Source organism: Pseudomonas sp. LLC-1 (assembly GCF_002992185.1).
GTDB classification, from domain to species: Bacteria; Pseudomonadota; Gammaproteobacteria; order Pseudomonadales; family Pseudomonadaceae; genus Aquipseudomonas; species Aquipseudomonas monteilii.
This window is the reverse complement of sequence record NZ_LUVY01000024.1, coordinates 49,966-68,238: the sequence shown is the minus strand read 5'-3', so window position 1 is coordinate 68,238 and position 18,273 is coordinate 49,966. Positions and strand designations below refer to the sequence as shown.

The window sequence follows — 18,273 nt, the reverse complement described above, 5'->3', positions numbered from 1 at the left end:
CTCGAATCTCCGGCGGTCATCGACTGGCAGGAGGCGGGCCCAAAATAGTCAATCGAGCAGCTCAAGCACTCAAGCAGGCTGCATCCAATGCTCGTAATGACAAGGGTTTCATTGGTGCATCGCACCGAGCCAGGCTGACTCGAATGGATACCAGCTGCGCCATCAAAGCCACTGCCCACCAGTTGGCACGACTGGTGTACAACCTGCTAACCAAGAAACAGGCTTATGTCGAAAAAGGTCTTGAGGAATTCGAAGCCAGGAGCCAAGACCGACAGGTCCGGGCTTTGCTTCGCAAAGCCCGGAAACTGGGGTACCAACTGGTGGCTGCCTGAGTGCTTAAAAAACAGTGGGTTGCATTTTGTTTGATGAGAGCTGGCTTGCCGGCGATGGGCTGCAAAGCAGCCCCCGTTACAGCAACGACGTTCTATCAGTCGTTAACACTCACAACCCGCCCCGCCTTCTCGACAGCCTTGCCGCGGGTCGCCAGGCAATAATACAGCGGCACCGTCACGATCAAGCCGAACAGCCACGACAGATCAGCCCCTTCGACAATATTCGAATACGGCCCCACATACAGCGACGTATTGGCAAACGGCAGTTGCACCAGAATCCCGCACGCATAGGCAATGATCGCGTGGTGATTGAAGCGGCCATAGATACCGCCATCAGCACTGAAGATCGACGCAATGTCGTACTGCCCCTTCTTGATCAGGTAGAAGTCGATCAGGTTGATCGAAGCCCACGGCACCAGTACCAGCAGCAGCGCCAGGATCAGGCCGATGAAGTGGCCAATGAAGTCCGCCGAGGCGTTCAGGGCAACCATCCCGCAGCCCACCAGAATCACCGATGCCAGCAACACACGCACCTTGATGCTCGGTGTCCATTCGGCCATGAAGGTCTGGATCGCAGTAACGATCGACAACACCGCGCCATACAGGTTGAGGGCGTTGTGGCTGATGATGTTGAGCAGGAACAGCACCATCAGGATCGGGCCCAGCCAGCCGGTGGCCTGTTTCACCGCATCCATGGCGTCGGTGCCTTCCGGCACGCACAGCACCGCCACCGCACCAAAGCTGAAGCACAGGATGGTGCCCAGGGTGGCGCCGAAGTACGTGGCCCAGAACGGCTTGGCGATGCCTACTTCACGCGGCAGGTAGCGCGAGTAGTCGGAGGTGTATGGCGAGAAGCTGATCTGCCAGATGGTGCCCAATGACACGGTGGCGATGAAGCCCGACAGGTTGAATGCACCACGGCTGAAGAAGTCGGCCGGCAGGTCTTGGGCGAACATCATGATGAAGCCGGCCAGCAGCGCCGAACCCATCACCCAGGTACCGATACGGTTCAGAATATGAATGAAGCGATAACCGATCACGCCAATGGCAGTGGCGCTGAGGGCACCGATCACGATCGCGCCCGGCATCGGCACGCTTGGGGTGATGCCATGGATGGTCTTGCCCGCCAGGACGATGTTGGAAATGAAGAAGCCGACATAAATCAGCGCGGTGAAGAACACGATCAGCAAGGCGCCGTAGCGGCCGAACTGGCCACGGCTCTGCACCATCTGTGGAATGCCCAGCTGCGGTCCCTGCGCAGAGGCCAGGGCGATGACCACGCCGCCGACCAGATGGCCCAGCACAATGGCAATCAGCCCCCATAACAGATTGAGGTGGAACACCTGGACCACCATGGCGCCGGTGACGATAGGCAGTGGCGCAATGTTGGTACTGAACCAGAGGGTGAACAGGTCGCGCGCCTTCCCATGGCGCTCGGCAGGTGGAACGTAATCGACCGTGTGATTCTCGACAAACTGGTGTTGCGACGACGGTTGGGACATAGGATTCAGCTCGAAAGGTCGTTTTTATCGTTGTAAGGAAACCGCATCCAGGGCGGCCTCTCAGCTGCGGACCATATTATGGTATTCCAAACTTTTGACAACACTGATCCGCAGGAAAAAACGGCCGCTGATCTGCTCGCGAAACCCCTGCGACAAACCGCCTCATCGCTCAACGCCTCTATTTACGTGGCCTTGAGCCGTTCATCGTGAAAAATCAGGGTTGAAAATTCCGCTTGCAAAATAGGTATTACGGTATACCATCAGACACATCAACGATAAAAACCGCGGACCACCGCAGCCTTTTAGAGGTACACGAGATGATCGACGCAACCGTCTACAAGCACGTCCTGGGCTCCTTCCCGTCCGGCGTTACCGTCATCACCACCCTGGACGACGACGGCTCGGTTGTCGGCCTGACCGCCAGCGCCTTCTCCTCCCTGTCGATGGACCCGCCGCTGGTGCTGTTCTGCCCCAACTACACCTCCGACTCCTACCCTGTGCTGATCAGGCAGAAACGCTTCGCCATTCACCTGCTCTCGGGTGAACAGCAGGCTGAAGCCTATGCGTTCGCCAAAAAGGGCAAGGACAAGGCCAGTGGCATCGAGTGGAGCCTGAGCGAACTGGGCAACCCGATCCTGGCCGGCGCCACCGCCGTTATCGAATGCGAACTGTGGCGTGAATATGAAGGTGGCGACCACGCCATCATGGTCGGCAAGGTGCACAACCTGATCGTCCCTGCAGAAGCGCCACGGCCGATGGTGTACTGCCGCGGCAAAATGGCCAGCCTGCCGGCCTTTGCCTGAAGCCTATTCTGAATCGAGCCCCCTGGCGCCTCCCCTGCCCGGCGCCAGCCCCTTTCAAGCGTTGAGGAAAGCCCCATGAAATTTTCGTTGTTCGTGCACATGGAACGTTGGGATGAACAGGTCAGCCACCGCCAGCTGTTCGAAGACCTGACCGAACTGACCCTGATGGCCGAAGACGGCGGTTTCAGCACCGTGTGGATTGGCGAACACCACGCCATGGAATACACCATTTCGCCAAGCCCGATGCCGCTGCTGGCCTACCTGGCTGCACGCACCGACAAGATCCGCCTGGGCGCCGGCACCATCATCGCGCCGTTCTGGAACCCGATCCGCGTGGCGGGTGAATGCGCCCTGCTCGACGTGATCAGCAACGGGCGCATGGAAGTGGGCCTGGCCCGTGGCGCCTACCAGTTCGAATTCGACCGCATGGCCAACGGCATGCCGGCCACCGACGGCGGCAAGGCGCTGCGCGAAATGGTGCCGGTAGTGCGCAAGCTGTGGGAAGGCGACTACGCCCACGACGGCGAAGTTTACAAGTTCCCCACTTCCACCAGCGTACCGAAGCCATTCAACGCCACCCCGCCGATGTGGATCGCCGCCCGCGACCCGGACTCGCACAACTTCGCCGTGGCCAACGGCTGCAACGTCATGGTCACTCCGCTGATGAAGGGTGACGAAGAAGTGCTGGACCTGAAGAACAAGTTCCAGGCCGCCCTGGACAACAACCCGGATGTGCCGCGCCCGCAACTGATGGTGCTGCGCCACACCCATGTACACAGCCCGGCGGAGCCGGAAGGCTGGAAGGTCGGCGCCCAGGCCATCTCGCGCTTCTATCGCACCTTCGACGCCTGGTTCGGCAACAAGACCACCCCGGTCAACGGCTTCCTGGAGCCAAGCCCGGAGTCGAAGTTCGCCGAAGTGCCGGCGTTCGAGCTGGAGAACATCCGCAAGAACACCATGATCGGCACCCCGGAAGAGATCATTGCGCGCATCAAGTACTACCAGGAGCTCGGTGTCGACGAGTTCAGCTTCTGGTGCGACAACAGCCTGCCCCACGCCGAGAAGAAGAAGTCGCTGGAGCTGTTCATCAAGGAAGTGGTGCCGGCGTTCGCCTGAATTCCCATTGCCTGAATCATTGCGGGACGCGCCCGCTCACGTGGGCCCCTGCGGCCTGCATGAGCGGGCTTTTTTATGAAACCTGCACTGGCCCTATCGCCGGCAAGCCAGCTCCCACAGGATCACCACAGGTTCTGAAAGCAGTGCAGTCCTTGTGGGAGCTGGCTTGCCGGCGATAGGGCCAGTACAGACACCACAAGATTCAGGGCATCAGCCAACCTTTCGTCCCCTCGCAAGAGAAATTTCCAGCCCCCTCTTGCACAACAAATATTATGGTATACCATCAGACAACAAGAGCTGATAACCCTCACCAGGAGCCACCCATGAGTTTCGAAATCCGCAAGATCGTCACCTACTCCGAAGAGACCCGCATCGAAGGCGGCAAGGCCACCGACAAGCCGGTGACCATGGTCGGCCTGGCCGTCGTGATCAAGAACCCATGGGCCGGTCGCGGTTTCGTTGAAGATCTGAAGCCGGAAATCCGCGCCAACTGCTCGGACCTGGGTGCCCTGATGGTCGAGCGCCTGACTGCCGCCATCGGCGGTGCCGACAAGATCGAAGCCTACGGTAAAGCTGCAGTAGTGGGCGCCGATGGCGAAATCGAGCACGCCTCGGCAGTGATCCACACCCTGCGCTTCGGCAACCACTACCGCGAAGCGGTACAGGCCAAGAGCTACCTGAGCTTCACCAACAAACGTGGCGGCCCAGGCACCTCGATCCAGATCCCGATGATGCAGAAGGACGATGAAGGCCTGCGTTCGCACTACATCACCCTGGAAATGCAGATCGAAGACGCCCCGCGTGCCGATGAAATCGTCGTGGTCCTCGGCGCTGCCGACGGCGGCCGCCTGCACCCGCGCATCGGCAACCGCTACATCGACCTGGAAGAACTGGCTGCCGAAAAAGCCAACGCTCAATAACAACAACCAAAACGGGGCCGGGGCGTGGCGTGCTTACCCGCCGCGCCCGACCTTCAAGGAGCGCCCTCCATGATTCAGCCTGTCGCTGAACACACCCCTGCCGGCACCAGCTACCTGTCCGTCGGCCAGGGCCAACCCGTGGTATTGATCCACGGCGTGGGCCTGAACAAGGAAATGTGGGGCGGTCAGATCGTTGGCCTGGCCAACGACTACCGCGTCATCGCCTACGACATGCTCGGCCACGGCCAAAGCACCCTGCCGGCTGCCGACATCGGCCTGGAAGGCTACGCCGCCCAGCTCGCCGAACTGCTCGACCACCTGCAAATCACACAAGCGACCGTGATCGGCTTCTCCATGGGCGGCCTGGTTGCCCGTGCATTTGCCCTGAACTACCCGCAACGCCTGGCGGCACTGGTGGTACTCAACAGCGTGTTCAACCGCACCCCCGAGCAGAGTGCCGGCGTTATCGCCCGCGCCGCCCAGGCGGCGCAGCTGGGCCCCGACGCCAACGTCGACGCCGCCCTGGACCGCTGGTTCAGCCGTGAATACAAGGCTGCCAACCCGGCGCAGGTCGCCGCCATCCGCCAGGTGCTGGCGAGCAACGACCCGCAGGGCTACCACACCACCTATTCGCTGTTCGCCACCCAGGACATGTACCGCGCCGACGATCTGGGCAGCATCCAGGTGCCGACGCTGATCGCCACCGGCGAACTCGACTCGGGCTCTACCCCAGCCATGACCCGCCAGCTCGCCGCCAGCATTCCTGGTGCGCACAGTGTGGTCCTCGCCGAGCAACGGCATATGATGCCGGTAGAAGCCCCGCGTGAAGTCAACAAGATGCTGCTGGACTTCCTCGCGCAAGCCCGCACCCTCACCGAATCCGCCAAGGGGATTGTTGCATGACCCTCGTTCGTTTCCAGATGTGCATCGACGGCCAATGGCGCGATGCCCAGAGCGGCAAGACCTTCGACAGCCTCAACCCGGCCACCGCTCAGGCCTGGGCGCAACTGCCCGACGCCGATGAAGCCGACGTCGAACTGGCGGTGCAGGCCGCCCAGCGTGCCTTCGACAGCAAGGAATGGCGCAGCATCACCGCCACCGCGCGCGGCAAGCTGCTGCGTCGCCTGGGCGACCTGATTGCCGAAAACAAGGAGCACCTGGCCCAGCTGGAAAGCCGCGACAACGGCAAGCTGATCCGCGAAACCCGCGGCCAGGTGGGCTATCTGCCAGAGTTCTTCCACTACACGGCGGGCCTTGCCGACAAGCTCGAAGGCGGCACCCTGCCGCTGGACAAGCCCGACCTGTTCGCCTACACCGTGCACGAGCCGATTGGCGTAGTGGCCGGCATCATCCCGTGGAACAGCCCGCTGTACCTCACCGCGATCAAGCTGGCCCCGGCCCTGGCCGCCGGCAACACCATTGTGCTCAAACCGTCCGAGCACGCCTCGGCGACCATCCTCGAACTGGCCCGCCTGGCCCTTGAGGCCGGTTTCCCGGCCGGTGTGGTCAACGTGGTCACCGGTTACGGCCCAAGCACCGGCGCGGCGCTGACCCGTCACCCGCTGGTGCGCAAGATCGCCTTCACCGGCGGCGCCACCACCGCGCGCCATGTGGTGCGCAGCAGCGCCGAAAACTTTGCCAAGCTGTCGCTGGAGCTGGGTGGCAAGTCGCCGAACATCATCTTTGCCGACGCCGACCTGGACAGCGCCATCAATGGCGCCGTGGCCGGCATCTATGCCGCCTCCGGGCAAAGCTGCGTGGCCGGTTCGCGCCTGCTGGTGCAGGACGAGATCTTCGACGAATTCGTCGAGCGCCTTATCGCCCGTGCCAAGCGCATCCGCATCGGCAACCCGCAGGACGATGCCAGCGAAATGGGCCCGATGGCCACCGCGCAACAACTGGCCGTGGTCGAAGGCCTGGTGGCTGCGGCCAAGGCCGAAGGCGCCAAGCTGCACATGGGCGGCAAGCGTGCCGAGGTCGAAGGTGACGGCTGGTTCTACGAGCCGACCCTGTTCGAGTGCGACAGCAACGCGATGACCATCATGCAGGAAGAGGTGTTCGGCCCGGTTGCCGCGGTGATCCGCTTCAAGACCGAGGAAGAGGCACTGGAAATCGCCAACGACTCGCAGTTCGGCCTGGCCGCCGGCATCTGGACCCGCGACCTGGGCCGTGCCCACCGCCTGGCCCGCGACGTGCGCTCGGGGATCATCTGGGTCAACACCTACCGCGCCGTGTCGGCCATGGCACCGATCGGCGGCTTCAAGAACAGCGGCTACGGCCGCGAGAGCGGCATCGATTCGGTGCTGGCCTATACCGAGCTGAAGACCGTGTGGATCAACCTGTCCACCGCGCCGATGCCCGACCCGTTCGTGATGCGTTAAGAGGAACACGAGATGATCGAACCCGGCATCTACAAAGACGTGATGGGCTCCTTCCCGTCCGGCGTCACGGTAGTCACCACCCTGGACGCCGACGGCGCCATCGTCGGCATCACCGCCAGCGCCTTCAGCGCGCTGTCGATCGACCCGGCGCTGGTGCTGTTCTGCCCCAACTACGCCTCCGACACCTACCCGATCCTGCGCGACAGCAAGCAGTTTGCGATCCACCTGCTGTCCGCCGACCAGACCGCCGAAGCCTATGCCTTCGCCGGCAAGGGCAAGGACAAGGCCAAAGGCATCGACTGGCACCTGAGCGAGCTGGGCAACCCGCTGCTGGCCAAGGCTACGGCGATCATCGAGTGCGAACTGTGGCGCGAGTATGACGGCGGGGACCACGCGATCATCGTGGGCGCTGTGAAAAACCTGGTGCTGCCCGAGCAGCCGGCAACGCCGATGGTTTACCACAAAGGCAAGCTGGGCGCCCTGCCGCCCTTGGGCTGACCTTGGCATCGCCGGGGCTGCTTTGCAGCCCATCGCCGGCAAGCCAGCTCCCACAGGAGATCCCACAGGCCTCAAGCCCTGTGCAGTACATGTGGGAGCTGGCTTGCCGGCGATGGGCCGCACAGCGGCCCCCGTTTCACCCCTTTTTAGGGGCCGCGCTAATCGTCTCACCCTCGGTTGCGGCCCCTGTTTTATTCCGGAGTACTGCACATGAGCAACGAAAAGTACGAGAAAGGCTTGCAGATCCGCACCCAGGTGCTGGGCGAGGACTACGTCAACCGCTCGATCCAGAACGCCGACGCGTTCACCCAGCCGTTGCAGGAACTGGTCACAGAATACTGCTGGGGCCACGTCTGGGGCCGCGAAGGCTTATCGCTCAAAGAGCGCAGCATGATAAACTTGGCCATGATTTCCGCGCTCAACCGGCCCCACGAACTCAAGCTGCACATTCGGGGCGCACTGCGCAATGGCCTGAGCCGTGAACAGATTCGCGAAATCCTGCTCCAGGTCGGCATTTACTGCGGCGTACCCGCGGCGGTGGACAGCTTCCGCCTGGCCCGTGAAGCGTTTGCCGAAGCCGATGCGGAGCCAACCCGTTAACAACGGGCTGTTCGAACCACTGCATGGAAAGCCTCGGTTCGGGGCGTTCCGCGATGTTGGCGCAACAGCCTCATAAAGAGCGCACCTGATGAAACGCCAGCCACTCGACGACAGCTTCAAGGTCAACCGCAACCCCGTTACCCTGCGCGAAATCGTGCTCGACAAGCTGCGCGCCGCGATCATGAACTTCCACCTGCTGCCAGGCGACCGCCTGGTCGAGCGCGACCTCTGCGACCGCCTTGGGGTCAGCCGTACCTCGGTACGCGAAGCGCTGCGACACCTGGAATCCGAAGGCCTGGTGGAATTCGCCGACGCCAAGGGCCCGCGCGTCGCCATTATCACCCTGGAAGACGCCCGCGACATCTACGAGCTGCGTTGCGTGCTCGAAGGCCTGATCGTGCAGTTGTTCACCCTCAACGCCAAAGCCAAGGACATCCGTGCCCTGGAACGTGCGCTGGAGGTCAACCGCGAGGCCCTCGAAGAAGGCGAACTGCAACAGGTGCTGGACTCGGTTCAAGGTTTCTACGATGTGCTGCTGGAAGGTTCCGGCAACCAGGTGGCGGCCCAGCAGCTGCGCCAGTTGCAGGCGCGCATCAGCTACCTGCGTGCTACATCTGTGTCGCAGGAAAACCGCCGCGGCGCCAGCAACCGCGAAATGGAAAAGATCGTCGAGGCGATCAAGGGTGGCGACCCGCTGGTGGCCCACCAGGCCTCGGTCGACCACGTCCGCGCTGCCGCCAAGGTAGCCCTGGATTACCTGCGCCAGAAGCAGGATGACAACGCCAAGGTTCGCGACATCGTCGAGCCCTTGGCCCTGAAGGAACCCCGTATAGGCCGCTGATCATGCCCAACGCCCCGCGCTACTGCCCGCACTGCACCACGGAACTGGCCCGGGGCGTTCCCACAGGCGATACCCACGAACGCCTGCACTGTACCGGCTGCGGCTACATCCACTACGTGAACCCGAAGATCATCGCCGGCTGCATCATCGAGCGCGATGGCAAGTACCTGCTGTGCCAGCGCGCCATCCCCCCGCGCCCGGGTACCTGGACCTTGCCGGCTGGCTTCATGGAGGCCGGCGAAACCACCGAGCAGGCGGCGCTGCGCGAGGTGTGGGAAGAAAGCGGCGTGCGTGCCGATATCGTTTCGCCTTACTCGATCTTCAGCGTGCCGAAGATCAGCGAGGTGTACATCATCTTCCGCGCCATCGCCATCGAAGAAACCGGGCAGTACGGGGCGGAGACGCTGGCGTACAGGTTCTTCGAACCGGACGAGATTCCGTGGGACGAGATCTACTACCCGGCGATCCGGCAGATACTGGAGCGCTACATCCTTGAGCGGCAGGCAGGGGTTTACGGCATCTACATGGGCAACGATGACTCTGGCAAGGTGCACTTCATTCGCTAGCCCGTACCGGCGAAGCGGCCGGCACAAGCCTGCACAAACCCCTCGCCAATCGCCTATTCTCGGTGCACCCTAAAGGCCTTACGCAAACGGACCGGCAGAGCACATGGCAAAATGGCTAGACGGCGGCGGACTGATGGCCGAACGCATCCGCAACCACGACTGGGCCGCCACGCCCCTGGGCCCGCTCGAACACTGGCCAGACACTCTGAAAACCACCCTGGCCCTGTGCCTGGCATCGCGCTTTCCACAGGCCGTGCTGTGGGGCCCGGACCTGCTCACGCTGCACAACGACGCCTTCACCCAGATTCTCGGGCGCAAGCCCCTGGCCTTGGGCATCCCCTTCCGCGACGTGTGGCAGGAAGCCTGGGCCGACATCGGCAGCATGGCCGACCGCGCCTTGGCTGGCGAGGCGGTGTACATAGAAGACTTTCCGCTGACGATTGACCGCAACGGCGGCCCGGAACGCGCCTATTTCACCTTCTGCTACAGCCCCATCCGTGACCATGACGGCACGGTGTTGGGCATGCTCGACACCGTGACCGAAACCACGGCCAGCGTGATCGCCAACCAGCGCCTCAACTTCCTTGACCAACTCGGCCGCGCCGTGGCCGAAGCCACGGCCCCGGACCAGATACTGGCCACCACAACGCGTATGCTGGTGGAACACCTGGGCCTGTCCAGTTGCGCCTATGCGGTGATGGACCCTGACGAAGACGGCTTTACCATCTGCGGTGACTCGGTAGCCCACGGCGCGCCACGGCTGGTGGGCCAGTACCAGTTGCACGACTTCGGTCGCCTGGCGTTCAGCCGCCTGCGCAGCGGCCTGCCCTTGGTGATCAACGACAACCTCAGTGAACTGGCTGCCGACGAGGCAGCCACCTTTCAGGCCATCGGCATCACTGCCACCATCTGCATGCCACTGATAAAAGGCGGTCGCCTGACCGCATTGATGGCCATCCATGACTGTGTGCCGCGCGAATGGACCGATTACGAACTGGCTTTGCTCAGCGAAGTCACCGAACGCTCCTGGGCCCACATCCAGCGGGTACAGGCCAATGCCGAAGTGCGCGAGGCCATGGCGGCGCTCGAAGCACTCAATGCCACCCTCGAACATCGCGTCGAAGAGCGCACTACCCAGTTGCTGCACACCGAAGCCGTGCTGCGCCAGACCCAAAAGCTTGAAGCCATCGGCCAACTGACTGGTGGTGTTGCCCACGACTTCAACAATTTGCTGACCATCATCCGCTCCTCGCTGCATTTTCTGCGGCGCCCCAGCCTCGATGAAAAGCGCCGCGAGCGCTACCTCAAGACCATGTCCGACACGGTCGACCGCGGCGCCAAGCTGACGGGGCAGTTGCTGGCTTTTGCCAGGCGCCAGGCCCTCAGCCCTCAGGTGTTCGAAGCCGGGCCACGGCTGGAAGCCATGGCCGACATGCTCGACACCGCCACCGGTGCACGCATCCAGGTGGAATTGCAGTTGCCAGAGGCGCCTTGCCACATCCGCGCCGACCTCAGCCAACTGGAAACTGCGGTGATCAACCTGATGCTCAATGGCCGTGACGCCATGGCGGGTGAAGGCACCTTGCAACTGCGCTTGCTGGCTGACCAGCGCCTGCCTGCCTTGCGTGGCCAGCCTGTGCAGGCAGGCACGTTTGCGGCGATTTCGGTGAGTGACGGCGGTGTCGGCATTGCCGCCGAGCTGCTGGAGCGTATCTTCGACCCGTTCTTCACCACCAAGGCGCCAGGCGAAGGCACCGGCCTCGGGCTTTCGCAGGTGTTCGGCTTTGCCAAGCAGTCGGGCGGGGATGTGCAGGTGCACAGCACCCCGGGTCAGGGCACCACGTTCACCCTTTATTTGCCTCAGGAGGCGCCGCCAGCGGCTCCGACGGCAGACACCACGGCCAGCCCCCAGGCACAGACGCAAGGTGAGCAGCGGCGAATACTGGTGGTGGAAGACAACCCCGACCTCGGCAACTTCACTGCACAAATCCTTGAGGACCATGGTTACCAGATCAGCTATGCGCGTTCGGCGGAAGATGCCTTGGCCCAGTTGGCGGGGCCTGCAGGCCATTTCGATGCGGTATTTTCCGATGTGGTGATGCCCGGCATGGGTGGGCTGGCACTGGCCCGTGAACTGCGGCGTCAGCGGCCGCAGTTGCCGGTTATCCTCACCTCGGGCTACAGCGAGTCGATTGCTGAGGGCGGGCACCAGGGCTTTGCCTTTCTGGCAAAGCCCTATTCGGCAGAACAGGTGTGTCAGATACTCGGGAAGGTGCTGGGCAGCTGAACCCGACAGCTCGCCTGACGGCTCAGCGACGCCCTTCAGCCAGCATGCGCACGGCCAGGCCCGCCAGCACAGTGCCCATCAACCAGCGCTGAACCTGCTGCCACAACGGTCGACCGGCCAGGAACACCGCAATGGAACCGGCCATGATCGCGATCAATGCATTGACCGAGACGCTGATGGCGATCTGCGTCGAGCCCAGCACCAGTGACTGCACCAGCACACTGCCGTGGCCGGGTTCGATGAACTGTGGCATCAGCGACAGGTACATGACGGCGATCTTGGGGTTCAGCAGGCTGGTGGCAAAACCCATGGTAAACAGCCGGCGCGGGCTGTCCGCCGGCAGGTCCTTGACCTGGAACGGGGAGCGACCACCCGGGCGCAGCGCTTGCCAGGCCAGGTACAGCAGATACAGCGCGCCACCAATGCGCAGTGCATCGTAGGCAAAAGGCACAGCCATCACCAGGGCGGTGATGCCCAGTGCAGCGCAGAACATGTAGATGACGAAACCCAGCGCTACGCCGCCAAGGGAAATCAAGCCGGCCTTGCGCCCCTGGCAGATCGAGCGGGAAATCAGGTAGATCATGTTCGGCCCCGGGGTCAGCACCATGCCGAGGCAGATCAGGGCAAACGTTAACAGTTGGGTTGTTTCGGGCATTGGGCACATCCTGGTTGTGCTGTGGGTTGCTGCGAGTTTATCTGAAGCCTTTTGAAACCGGTGAACTCAGTTGATCTGCCCCGCTATCAAGCCCAAGGCCACCGTGATCATCGCCACCCCCGACACCCGCCCGACCAGCCTGGCCGCCCCCGGCCGGGTGCTCAGCACCGCCTTGGCGCCATAGCCGACCAACGAATAGATCACCAGCGAGCTGCACAGGTGCACCAGGCCCAGCAACAGGATCTGCAACGGCACCGGCCAGCTTGACTGTGGGTCGGTGAACTGCGGCAACAGGGCCAGGAACAGCAGGAATACTTTCGGGTTCAACCCGCTGACGCAAAAACCCTTCAACGCCCAGCGCGAGCCCGACTCCCCCACACCGCCCTGCCCGGCCTCGGGTAATGCCGGGCTCAGCAACAGGTTGCCGCCCAGCCACAGCAGGTAGCTGCACCCTGCCAGGGTCAGCAAGGTCAGCGCCAACGGGTGGCCGGCCAGCAGGCCTCCAACACCTGCCGCCACCACCAGAGTGGCCAGGAAATGCCCCGACAGCATGCCCGCCACCGCCGGTATCACCCAGCGCCCGCGCATGCCCGCCGAAATAGCGTAGGCCCAGTCTGCCCCGGGGGTAATTACGAACAGCATCGACACGGCCCAGAATGCCGTCAGAACACTGATAGCCACTTGAATCTTCCTTTTTCCACTGCCTTGGGATGCCGAAAGATTACGGATTCCGTCCGGGGATTTTCTTTCGTATATTCCCCTTCATGGTTCAATTACTGGAAGATCCTTCTCAATGGACAGGACTGATCGAAAGATTCTTGCCGAGCTACAAAAAGACGGTCGCCTCTCGGTGACCGAACTGGCCGATCGCGTGGGGCTCAGCCTGTCGCCCTGCCATCGGCGCCTGAAGGCACTGGAGGAATCCGGGGCGATCCTGGGGTATCACGCCCGCTTGGCGCCGAGCGCACTGGGGCTCAACTTCGCCGCGCTGGTGTTCGTGACCCTGCGGGAGGTCACCCGCCAGCCGGTGGCGGACTTTGAAGCGGCACTGGCCGAGATCCCGCAGATTGTCGAAGCACAGCGGCTGTTCGGTGACCCGGACTACCTGCTGCATGTGGTTGCCAAGGATTTGCCGGCATTTCAGAAGCTGTATGACGAGAAGCTGACCAGCATCCCCAACGTCAAGCGCTTGAGCTCGACCCTGGTGATGAAAGAGGTGATTCAGGATCGGTTGTTGCCGATGTAGCTGTTTTGCCTGCGCCCTGAAAACGGGCGCAGCGCACCAGCACAGCCCACTGCAACCAACCCGCCAGACCACAACCCCCTCTACTACAAGCCCTCCCGCCAACTGGCACCCTCCTTGCTACCGCCCACCGCTTAAGCTTTTGTCAGCCTTAGGTTTTTTAAGGTTTATGGGTACATATTTACTAATTTCTCGTTATCCCCGCGCCCCGCATCATCGCTCCAACAAGAACGCGTCGCCCTTCGCCGGCACGCCCCCGGGCAGTTCCCGATGCCCTACCTTGCCTTGGAGTCAGTCATGACCAGTGCAGCCAATTCGGCACCCCTCATAGAAAAACACACGATCGGCTACGTACCGCCGGAAGACCGCCATGGAAAGGTAAGGGATCTGTTCACACTGTGGTTCGGCGGCAACATCGCGCCGCTGCCCATCGTTACCGGCGCGCTGGGCGTGCAGTTGTTCCACCTGAACCTGGTGTGGGGCATCATCGCCATCCTGGTCGGCCACCTGGTTGGCGGTGTGTTGATGGCACTGCACTCGGCCCAGGGCCCGCAAATGGGCATCCCGCAGATGATCCAGAGCCGCGCCCAGTTCGGTACCCTTGGCGCGCTGCTGGTGGTGGTGATCGCCGGCGTCATGTACATCGGTTTCTTCGCCTCCAACATCGTGCTTGCCGGCAAGTCGCTGCATGGCGTGGTCGGCGCCGTACCGGTACCGGTAGGCATCGTCATCGGTGCGCTGGGCTCGGGCATCATCGGCATCATCGGCTACCGCTTCATCCATGTGCTCAACCGTATCGGCACCTGGGTGCTGGGCATCGGCATCGTGGTCGGTTTCGGCTACATCTTCACCCATGTGCAAAGCGACGACTTCCTCACCCGCGGCGGCTTCAACCTGGCCGGCTGGCTGGCCACCGTGTCACTCGCGGCGCTGTGGCAGATCGCCTTTGCGCCCTATGTGTCGGACTACTCGCGCTACCTGCCGGCGGATGTGAAAGTCAGCTCGACCTTCTGGACCACCTACCTGGGCTCGGCCCTGGGTTCGAGCCTGTCGTTCATCTTCGGCGCCGTGGCGGTGCTGGCGATCCCGGCCGGCATGGACACCATGGACGCGGTCAAGCTGGCCACCGGTACCCTGGGCCCGATCATGCTGGTGCTGTTCCTGCTCAGTGTCATCAGCCACAACGCCCTCAACCTGTATGGTGCCGTGCTGTCGATCATCACCCTGGTGCAAACCTTCGCCTATCGCTGGATCCCTACCGCCAAGAGCCGTGCGGTGCTGTCGCTGATCGTGCTGTCGGCCTGCTGCGTGGTGGCGGTGTTCGCTTCGGCAGACTTTATCGGCCACTTCGTCGACATGGTGCTGGTGCTGCTGGTGGTACTGGTGCCATGGACGGCGATCAACCTGATCGACTTCTACGTCATTCACAAGGGTGACTATGACATCCAGTCGATCTTCCAGGTCGATGGCGGTATCTACGGCCGTTACAACCCGCAGGCGCTGATCGCCTATGCCGTGGGCATCGTGGTGCAGATCCCGTTCATGAACACGCCGCTGTACGTCGGGCCGATTTCCGAGCACATCAACGGGGCGGACCTGTCGTGGCTAGTGGGCTTGGCGGTTACCTCGCCGCTGTACTGGTGGCTGGCTTCGCGTGACAGCGCCTACCGTCGTCGGCAGATAAGTGCCAAGCTGGCCATGGGGCACTGATTCAACCTGTTACGGCCCTATCGCCGGCAAGCCAGCTCCCACAGATTCCCCACTTACCCTCTGGCCTGTGGTGTTTCTTTGGGAGCTGGCTTGTCGGCGATAGGGCCGGTGAAGGCAACACATCAATCAGAGGTTGTACGCTCGCTCATTGTGTTCGGCCAGGTCCAGCCCCTGCTCTTCCTCTTCCCGACTGGCCCGCAGCCCTACGGTCAGCTTGATTGCCCCAAGAATCGCCCAGCTCACCACGAAGCAGTAGACGAAGGTGAACGCCACCCCCTTCAACTGCACCAGCGCCTGCCCTATAGGCGATACGCCCTCCACATAACCTCCCAACGCCGGTGCAGCAAACACCCCGGTCAGAATCGCACCGACCATCCCGCCCACGCCATGCAGCCCGAACACGTCCAGGCTGTCGTCATACCCCAATGCCTGTTTCAACCGGGTCACGGCAAAGAAACAGATGGCCCCGGTCAACAGGCCAATCACTACAGCCCCCAAAGGCCCGACAAACGCACAGGCCGGGGTAATCCCCACCAAACCAGCCAGCGCGCCGGAAGCCGCACCGAGGGCAGTCGGTCGACCATGCATCACCTTCTCGGTCAGCAACCAGCCGACAATCCCGGCGCAGGCCGCCACCATGGTAGCCAGCATCACCACCCCTGCCCCTTCGTTGGCCGCCAGCCCCGACCCCACGTTGAAGCCAAACCAGCCCACCCACAATAACCCGGCACCCACCAGGGTAAAACCGAGGTTGTGTGGCGGCATGGCCACCTGCGGATAGCCCTTGCGCTTGCCCAGCATCAACGCCGCCGCCAAGGCAGCGACGCCGGAGTTGATATGCACCGCCGTGCCGCCGGCAAAGTCCAGCACGCCCCAGTTGACCATCAGCGCCCCCGGCCCGCCCCACACCATATGGGCGATCGGCGCATACACCAGCACGAACCAGGCCCCCATGAACAGCAACGACGCACTGAACTTCATGCGCTCGGCAAAACCACCGGCAATCAGCGCTGGAGTGATGATGGCGAACGTCAGCTGAAACACCGCGAACACACCTTCCGGGATTGTGCCCACCAGGCTGTCGTGGCCGATGTTCAGCATCAGCGCCTTGTCCAGGCCGCCGATGAAGCTGTTGAAGGTCAACTGCCCCTCGACCATACCCGTGGTGTCGACCACCAGGCTGTAGCCAAACAGCACCCAAAGGATGCCAATCACACCCGCTACGGCAAACAGTTGGGTGAACACCGAAAGGAAGTTCTTCGCCCGTACCATGCCGCCGTAGAACAGCGCCAGGCCGGGTATGCACATCATCAGCACGAACATCGCGGCGCAGATCATCCAGGCGGTGTTGCCGGTGTCCAGGGTGGGTTCAGCGGCGTAGGCCAGCGGTGTCAGCGCGAACAGCACAACAGCAAGGGCAAGCTTCATGGAGTCACTCCTGTGCAATGAAAACCGCCGGCTGGCAGCCGGCGGTGTCGGGGTAGATCAGTACTGCGCCTGGCCCGGCACCCACGCAGTCCCCGCCAGCGGCACCCGTGCCATCGCCGCCGCTTCCACGGTCAACGCCACCAGGTCCTCCGGGTCCAGGTTGTGCAGGTGCGACTTGCCACACGCCCGTGCCATGGTCTGCGCCTCCAGCACCAGTACGCGCAGGTAGTTGGCCAGGCGGCGCCCGGCCTCTTCCGGGTTCAGGCGCTTGGCCAGTTCCGGGTCCTGGGTGGTGATGCCGGCCGGGTCACGACCGTTCTGCCAGTCGTCGTAGAAGCCGGCCGCCGAGCCAATCTTCTTCAGTTCGCTGTCCAGTCGCGGGTGGTTGTCACCCAGGGCGATCAGCGCCGCCGTACCAATGGCCACCGCATCGGCGCCCAGTGCCATGGCTTTAGCCACGTCGGCACCGTTGCGAATGCCACCCGATACAATCAGCTGCACCTTGCGGTGCATGCCCATTTCCTGAAGTGCCTGCACGGCCTGCGGGATGGCCGGCAGAATCGGGATGCCGACGTGCTCAATGAACACTTCCTGGGTCGCCGCAGTACCGCCCTGCATGCCGTCGAGCACGATCACATCGGCACCGGCCTTCACTGCCAGCTTGACGTCGTAGTACGGGCGGCTGGCGCCGATCTTCACGTAGATGGGCTTTTCCCAGTCGGTGATCTCGCGGATTTCGGCAATCTTGATCGCCAGGTCGTCCGGGCCGGTCCAGTCGGGGTGGCGGCAGGCACTGCGCTGGTCCACGCCGATCGGCAGGGTACGCATGCCGGCAACGCGCTCGGTTACCTTCATGCCCAACAGCATGCCGCCACCGCCCGGCTTGGCGCCCTGGCCGAGGACGATCTCGATAGCATCGGCCTTGCGCAGGTCATCCGGGTTCATGCCATAGCGCGACGGCAGGTACTGGTACACAAGATGCTGCGACTGACCGCGTTCTTCCGGGGTCATGCCGCCGTCGCCGGTGGTGGTGCTGGTGCCGGCGATGGTCGCACCACGGCCCAGCGCTTCCTTGGCATTGGCCGACAGCGCGCCGAAGCTCATGCCGGCGATGGTCACCGGGATTTTCAGGTGGATCGGCTTTTTCGCAAACCGGTTGCCCAGCACCACATCGGTGCCGCACTTCTCGCGGTAGCCTTCCAGCGGGTAGCGCGACACGCTGGCACCCAGCAGCAGCAGGTCGTCGAAGTGCGGCACACGGCGTTTGGTGCCACCACCGCGAATGTCGTAGATGCCGGTTTCGGCGGCACGCTGGATTTCCTGGATGGTCAGGCGATCGAAGGTGGCCGACTCACGCAGTACCGGGGGGAATTGTTCGCTCATGGGAATGC

The 18,273-nt window shown here is 62.7% G+C and carries 17 protein-coding genes and 1 pseudogene; 13 read left to right on the top strand and 5 right to left on the bottom strand.

What is annotated here, in order from left to right; genetic code table 11:
* Positions 1-332: pseudogene (locus A0O30_RS25850) on the top strand (IS110 family transposase); the annotation flags it as partial.
* A gap of 95 nt (positions 333-427) precedes the next feature.
* Here A0O30_RS25850 and A0O30_RS25845 read toward each other — a convergent pair.
* Positions 428-1,834 (bottom strand): cytosine permease, encoded by a 1,407-nt coding sequence (locus A0O30_RS25845; protein WP_105948585.1) that lies wholly within the window; start codon positions 1,832-1,834, stop codon positions 428-430.
* Between the two features lie 317 nt (positions 1,835-2,151).
* On the opposite strand from A0O30_RS25845, the gene A0O30_RS25840 reads away from it, so the two are divergent.
* From A0O30_RS25840 to A0O30_RS25795, 10 genes are all read left to right on the top strand, one after another.
* Positions 2,152-2,637, top strand: a complete 486-nt coding sequence (locus A0O30_RS25840) for a flavin reductase family protein (protein ID WP_105948584.1) — start codon at positions 2,152-2,154, stop codon at positions 2,635-2,637.
* 75 nt (positions 2,638-2,712) lie between these two features.
* Entirely contained in the window at positions 2,713-3,753 is a 1,041-nt protein-coding gene (locus A0O30_RS25835) for an LLM class flavin-dependent oxidoreductase (protein ID WP_105948583.1), read from the top strand.
* 323 nt (positions 3,754-4,076) lie between these two features.
* Positions 4,077-4,673, top strand: a complete 597-nt coding sequence (locus tag A0O30_RS25830) for an amino acid synthesis family protein (RefSeq protein ID WP_016715710.1) — start codon at positions 4,077-4,079, stop codon at positions 4,671-4,673.
* A gap of 69 nt (positions 4,674-4,742) precedes the next feature.
* Entirely contained in the window at positions 4,743-5,576 is an 834-nt protein-coding gene (locus tag A0O30_RS25825; protein WP_105948582.1) for an alpha/beta fold hydrolase, read from the top strand.
* The gene (locus A0O30_RS25820) at positions 5,573-7,054 is read left to right on the top strand and encodes an aldehyde dehydrogenase (RefSeq protein WP_105948581.1); all 1,482 of its coding nucleotides are present in this window, start codon (positions 5,573-5,575) and stop codon (positions 7,052-7,054) included. The genes A0O30_RS25825 and A0O30_RS25820 overlap by 4 nt, the downstream gene beginning before the upstream one ends.
* A 12-nt stretch (positions 7,055-7,066) precedes the next feature.
* A complete protein-coding gene (locus A0O30_RS25815) occupies positions 7,067-7,552 on the top strand; it encodes a flavin reductase family protein (RefSeq protein WP_016715707.1) in 486 nt (161 codons plus the stop codon).
* A gap of 210 nt (positions 7,553-7,762) precedes the next feature.
* Positions 7,763-8,152, top strand: coding sequence for a carboxymuconolactone decarboxylase family protein (locus A0O30_RS25810; protein ID WP_060497085.1), 390 nt, complete (start codon positions 7,763-7,765; stop codon positions 8,150-8,152).
* An 88-nt stretch (positions 8,153-8,240) separates the two neighbouring features.
* Entirely contained in the window at positions 8,241-8,993 is a 753-nt protein-coding gene (locus tag A0O30_RS25805; protein ID WP_003256074.1) for a GntR family transcriptional regulator, read from the top strand.
* A gap of 2 nt (positions 8,994-8,995) precedes the next feature.
* On the top strand, positions 8,996-9,559 hold the full coding sequence (locus tag A0O30_RS25800; RefSeq protein WP_105948580.1) for an NUDIX hydrolase: 564 nt from the start codon (positions 8,996-8,998) through the stop codon (positions 9,557-9,559).
* 103 nt (positions 9,560-9,662) lie between these two features.
* On the top strand, positions 9,663-11,846 hold the full coding sequence (locus A0O30_RS25795) for an ATP-binding protein (protein ID WP_105948579.1): 2,184 nt from the start codon (positions 9,663-9,665) through the stop codon (positions 11,844-11,846).
* A 22-nt stretch (positions 11,847-11,868) separates the two neighbouring features.
* Here A0O30_RS25795 and A0O30_RS25790 read toward each other — a convergent pair whose 3' ends face one another.
* A complete protein-coding gene (locus A0O30_RS25790; RefSeq protein WP_105948578.1) occupies positions 11,869-12,501 on the bottom strand; it encodes a LysE family translocator in 633 nt (210 codons plus the stop codon).
* Between the two features lie 66 nt (positions 12,502-12,567).
* Positions 12,568-13,182, bottom strand: coding sequence for a LysE family translocator (locus tag A0O30_RS25785; RefSeq protein WP_105948577.1), 615 nt, complete (start codon positions 13,180-13,182; stop codon positions 12,568-12,570).
* Between the two features lie 112 nt (positions 13,183-13,294).
* On the opposite strand from A0O30_RS25785, the gene A0O30_RS25780 reads away from it, so the two are divergent.
* Complete coding sequence (locus tag A0O30_RS25780; RefSeq protein ID WP_012271902.1) at positions 13,295-13,747, top strand: Lrp/AsnC family transcriptional regulator; 453 nt, start codon at positions 13,295-13,297, stop codon at positions 13,745-13,747.
* Positions 13,748-14,041: 294 nt separating this feature from the next.
* Entirely contained in the window at positions 14,042-15,454 is a 1,413-nt protein-coding gene (locus tag A0O30_RS25775) for a cytosine permease (RefSeq protein ID WP_105948576.1), read from the top strand.
* Positions 15,455-15,580: 126 nt separating this feature from the next.
* Here the strand turns inward: A0O30_RS25775 and A0O30_RS25770 are convergent, their stop codons facing one another.
* Complete coding sequence (locus A0O30_RS25770) at positions 15,581-16,882, bottom strand: ammonium transporter (protein WP_019097855.1); 1,302 nt, start codon at positions 16,880-16,882, stop codon at positions 15,581-15,583.
* A gap of 57 nt (positions 16,883-16,939) precedes the next feature.
* Entirely contained in the window at positions 16,940-18,265 is a 1,326-nt protein-coding gene (locus A0O30_RS25765) for an FMN-binding glutamate synthase family protein (protein ID WP_016715698.1), read from the bottom strand.
* Positions 18,266-18,273 lie beyond the last annotated feature (8 nt).

Excerpts from the sequence above, each read along its gene's own strand:
- A0O30_RS25805 (WP_003256074.1), top strand. The coding sequence starts at position 8,241 with ATGAAACGCCAGCCACTCGACGACAGCTTCAAGGTCAACCGCAACCCC.
- A0O30_RS25800 (WP_105948580.1), top strand. The coding sequence starts at position 8,996 with ATGCCCAACGCCCCGCGCTACTGCCCGCACTGCACCACGGAACTGGCC.
- A0O30_RS25830 (WP_016715710.1), top strand. The coding sequence starts at position 4,077 with ATGAGTTTCGAAATCCGCAAGATCGTCACCTACTCCGAAGAGACCCGC.
- A0O30_RS25815 (WP_016715707.1), top strand. The coding sequence starts at position 7,067 with ATGATCGAACCCGGCATCTACAAAGACGTGATGGGCTCCTTCCCGTCC.
- A0O30_RS25790 (WP_105948578.1), bottom strand. The coding sequence starts at position 12,501 with ATGCCCGAAACAACCCAACTGTTAACGTTTGCCCTGATCTGCCTCGGC.
- A0O30_RS25780 (WP_012271902.1), top strand. The coding sequence starts at position 13,295 with ATGGACAGGACTGATCGAAAGATTCTTGCCGAGCTACAAAAAGACGGT.
- A0O30_RS25810 (WP_060497085.1), top strand. The coding sequence starts at position 7,763 with ATGAGCAACGAAAAGTACGAGAAAGGCTTGCAGATCCGCACCCAGGTG.
- A0O30_RS25835 (WP_105948583.1), top strand. The coding sequence starts at position 2,713 with ATGAAATTTTCGTTGTTCGTGCACATGGAACGTTGGGATGAACAGGTC.
- A0O30_RS25765 (WP_016715698.1), bottom strand. The coding sequence starts at position 18,265 with ATGAGCGAACAATTCCCCCCGGTACTGCGTGAGTCGGCCACCTTCGAT.
- A0O30_RS25775 (WP_105948576.1), top strand. The coding sequence starts at position 14,042 with ATGACCAGTGCAGCCAATTCGGCACCCCTCATAGAAAAACACACGATC.
- A0O30_RS25820 (WP_105948581.1), top strand. The coding sequence starts at position 5,573 with ATGACCCTCGTTCGTTTCCAGATGTGCATCGACGGCCAATGGCGCGAT.
- A0O30_RS25795 (WP_105948579.1), top strand. The coding sequence starts at position 9,663 with ATGGCAAAATGGCTAGACGGCGGCGGACTGATGGCCGAACGCATCCGC.
- A0O30_RS25770 (WP_019097855.1), bottom strand. The coding sequence starts at position 16,882 with ATGAAGCTTGCCCTTGCTGTTGTGCTGTTCGCGCTGACACCGCTGGCC.
- A0O30_RS25825 (WP_105948582.1), top strand. The coding sequence starts at position 4,743 with ATGATTCAGCCTGTCGCTGAACACACCCCTGCCGGCACCAGCTACCTG.
- A0O30_RS25840 (WP_105948584.1), top strand. The coding sequence starts at position 2,152 with ATGATCGACGCAACCGTCTACAAGCACGTCCTGGGCTCCTTCCCGTCC.
- A0O30_RS25845 (WP_105948585.1), bottom strand. The coding sequence starts at position 1,834 with ATGTCCCAACCGTCGTCGCAACACCAGTTTGTCGAGAATCACACGGTC.